At 52.8% G+C, this 3,895-nt stretch carries 3 protein-coding genes; all 3 read left to right on the top strand.

Going from position 1 to position 3,895, the window contains the following annotated elements:
- The first annotated feature begins 239 nt into the window (after positions 1–239).
- The gene (locus GXX57_05725) at positions 240–1,835 is read left to right on the top strand and encodes a radical SAM protein (GenBank protein ID HHV44150.1); all 1,596 of its coding nucleotides are present in this window, start codon (positions 240–242) and stop codon (positions 1,833–1,835) included.
- 182 nt (positions 1,836–2,017) lie between these two features.
- A complete protein-coding gene (locus GXX57_05730) occupies positions 2,018–2,563 on the top strand; it encodes a biotin transporter BioY (GenBank protein ID HHV44151.1) in 546 nt (181 codons plus the stop codon).
- Between the two features lie 13 nt (positions 2,564–2,576).
- A partial coding sequence (gene rlmD / locus GXX57_05735; GenBank protein HHV44152.1) for a 23S rRNA (uracil(1939)-C(5))-methyltransferase RlmD occupies positions 2,577–3,895 on the top strand: 1,319 nt, incomplete at its 3' end.

Consider the following 3,895-nt stretch of genomic DNA (forward strand, 5'->3'; position numbering starts at 1 on the left):
GCCTTCGCTAAATCCGCCATCACCAGATTGTGATACTGGCCCACCACCACCAGCTTTTCCTTGGTCATCCCCACCACCTCCGCAAAGATTGTTCTGCTCCAAAGGACAAAGACAGTTCCTCTTTATCTTATTTAGTTTTCCCTGGGTTTTCTCCTTCAACATGTTCCCGGGTCTTGTAGTAGAAAAACCATTTCTATGGTAAATTAGGAAAAAAAAAGACTGTAGATGGAGGATCGGTTGTGCGGAAGGTAACAATCCTTGACGGATACGTGGATGAGCCATCTTGTCTAGGGGTCCCGCCCTACATAGCACCCCAAATCCGTTACATTTACGGTGCCTGCAAAGAGGCCAAGGCCACTGTAGAGTATTACACCATCGATCAAGTCCGGCCAAAACTAGAACACTGGGTCCGGGAACAAGAGGGAATGGTCGTCATCTTTTGCGGCACCCCAGTCCCCGGCCGGTACTTGGGCGGACGTCCCCTGAGCATCGCTGAACTTGGCAAGCTAGGAGAACTGCTGGCAAAGCAAAACACCCTGACCTTCTTAGCCGGTCCCTTGGCGGAGTTAGGGATGCCGGTGCCTAACATCAGTCATCGTACTGGTGAGGCGGCGGCCCAGGACATCTACGAAGCATTACAGGGCACAACACCAGACAGTCCCTATTTAGAATCTCTGGCCCGCTGGGCAGTCTTGGGGGCCGAAGTGGTTCACCAGCATCCCAGCTTCCCGTATCTGGTCTGTGAACTGGAAACCTACCGAGGATGTCCCCGGGACAAAGGATGTAGCTTCTGCAGTGAGCGGCTGAAGAAACTGCGTTACATGCGACCGGTGGAGCATATCCTCCGAGAAGTGGAGGCACTATACCGGTTTGGTGCACGATACTTCCGCCTTGGATGCCAAACTGATCTTTTATCCTATGGCAGTAGAGGCGATGGCCTTGGCGTCCAGTCCATCGTAGGCCTTTACGAGGGGATCCGGACCGTGGCACCGGATCTGAAAATGTTGCACATGGACAACGTAAACCCCACCACCATTGCAGTCCACCCCGAGGCTAGGGAGATCCTGAAAGCCATCGTGAAACACAACACGCCCCAAGACGTGGCCTCCTTCGGGTTGGAATCAACAGATCCCAAGGTCTTGGCAGAAAACAATATTGGCACCTCTCCGGAACTCACCTTCCGGGCCATCGAGATTGTAAATGAGATCGGGGCGATACGAGAAAAGGGTCTGTGCAAGTTATTACCAGGCCTGAACCTACTCCATGGACTCAAGGGAGAAACGAAGGCCACCTATGCGCTAAACCTGGAGTACCTACGGCGTATCCGGGACCAGGGACTGCTACTCAGACGCATCAATGTACGTCAGGTGCGGCCCATCGCTGGCTACACCCCGGCCAAGGTAAACAAGTATCACTTTGAACAGTACAAGCAGACCATTAACGAAGAAATCAACAAACCCCTACTGCAACAACTCTATCCCACGGGCACCCGCCTGGAAGAGGTAATTCTGGAGGCGGTGGAAGGCTCCCTCACCTTCGGTCGACAATTGGGTAGCTACCCCATTCGGGTGGGGATCCCGGGTCAGCATCCTTTAGGAATACCGGTAACGGTAAAGATTGTAGACCACGGGTATCGTTCCATCACCGGAATCAAGACTCCCTTCTTGCTCAACCAGGCATCCATCGCGGAACTGGAAAGCATTCCCGGACTGGGGAAGAAGCGGGCCCAAAGGATTTTTCTCAACAGGCCCATCAGGGGTCCCGAACACCTGGCGGAGATCCTTGATGCCCAGGCCCCCATCGATCTGTTGCTCAGTCTGATTGATGGATACTAACTCCCACTAAAGGGCATTGGGCAAACATTCTATAGACCCTAAAGGTTGGCATCCTTCCTCAATAGCCTGAAGCAAGGAACATTTCTTTTTATCCGCCTTGTCAACTAGTTATCACTTCTAGGTTGACAAGGCCATCCCCGTGTCTATAGAATAAACATCAGCAAAACCCTTGGAGGTGCCCTATGCGTTTTAGTCCTCTGGAAATCACCAAAGTTGGATTGTTTACGGCCTTCGCTATCGTGACTGCTATGTTGCTGCGTTTTGGTTCGGACCTTGTCCCCTTCAGCCTTCTGCCCTTTGTGGCGATCCTCGCCGGTGCCGTCTTAGGCAAGAAGCTCGGTGCAACCAGTATGTTGCTTTATGTTCTTTTGGGACTCATTGGCCTTCCGGTCTTCGCCTCTCCCCCCTTTGGCGGTTTTGGTTACCTACTCAATCCCACCTTCGGCTTTCTCCTTGGTTTCATCCTTGGAGCCTTCATCGTCGGGCTGTTCTTAGAAAGGCTGCCCCACACCTACTTCAATTACTTGGTTGCATCGGTGGCAGGCATCTTGGTAATATATTTAATTGGGATCCCGTACTTGGCATTGATTCTCCACTTTTACCTAGGACAAACGGTAACCCTTAACGGGATCCTGGCAATCGGGTTTTATCCCTTCATCCTCATGGATTTGGTTAAAGCCTTTGTCTGCTCGGTATTGGCCTATCAGCTGAAGCGGCGGATCAATTAGGAGGAATCAACCCATGCACCTTGAACCTGGACAAATCCATCGACTCACAGCCACTGATCTCAACGACTCCGGTCAGGGGGTAGGCCGGTTAGATGGCCTTGTAGTCTTTGTCGATGGACTGCTTCCGGGTGAAGAAGCCAAAGTGGAGATCACCTTGGTGAAGAAAACATACGCAACCGGGGAAATCAGGGAAATCCTCAGCCCCTCGCCCCAACGGGTGGCTCCCCATTGTCCCACCTATCCCCAGTGCGGCGGTTGCCAGCTGGCCCACCTTTCCTATGAGGGACAGCTAGAATACAAGGCGCAGAAGGTTCGTAAGGCCCTGACCCGCCTGGGTGGGCTGAAATTGGACGAGGCAGTATTTCAGCCGATCGTCCCCAGTCCACCATTGGGCTATCGGAACAAAGCGCAGTATCCTGTGGGTATGGACGACGATCGGGTAATCATGGGCTTTTACGAAAGGGGCAGCCACCGGATCGTACCCATCGTTCACTGTTCTCCCCAACACCCCCTCAGCGCCAAAATGGTCGAAGTTTTGCCTGAGTTTCTTGAGCAACTAAACATCAGTTGTTACGACGAACTGACCCATAAGGGATTCTTGCGCCATGCCATCTCCCGGGTCAGCTTCTCCCACAATGAACTATTGGTTGTCCTGGTGGTAAACTCGCCGAAGCCTCTGCCAAAGGCCGAGAAGCTGACCGGTTTGCTCAAGACCGCCATCCCGGAATTGGTAGGGGTAGTGCAGAACATCAATATGGAAAAGACTAATCGCATCCTGGGGGACCACTCCTTTGTCCTTTGGGGAAGGGATCATATTTTAGAAAGGCTCGGCGACTACGAATTCCTCGTCTCCGCCACTTCCTTCTTCCAGGTGAATCCATACCAAGCGGAAAGATTGTACACCATTGTAAAGGAGGCAATCCCATCCTCCACCAAGACCCTGGTGGACGCCTACTGCGGAACGGGAACCATCGGCATTTTCGTAAGCGATCGGGTTGAAAAAGTAATCGGCATCGAAGAGCACCCAGCAGCCATTGAGGATGCCATCCGCAACGCGGAACACAATCATGTGTCCAATTGTCATTTCCAGGTGGGGCGAGTGGAGACATACCTCCCCTCCCTCCTTGAACAGGAAGAAGTCGATTTGGTCCTGGTGGATCCCCCACGACGGGGTTGCACCCCGGAGGTTATCACTGCCCTTGTGGAAAACGGGATTCCTCACCTGATCTACGTATCCTGTAACCCCGCCTCCTTGGCTAGGGATCTTGCAAGTTTATGCCAAGGGGGATACCGAGTGCAAACGGTTGTGCCCGTCGATATGTTTCCCCAGAC

Source organism: Bacillota bacterium (assembly GCA_012839765.1).
Lineage (GTDB): Bacteria > Bacillota > Limnochordia > DUMW01 > DUMW01 > DUMW01.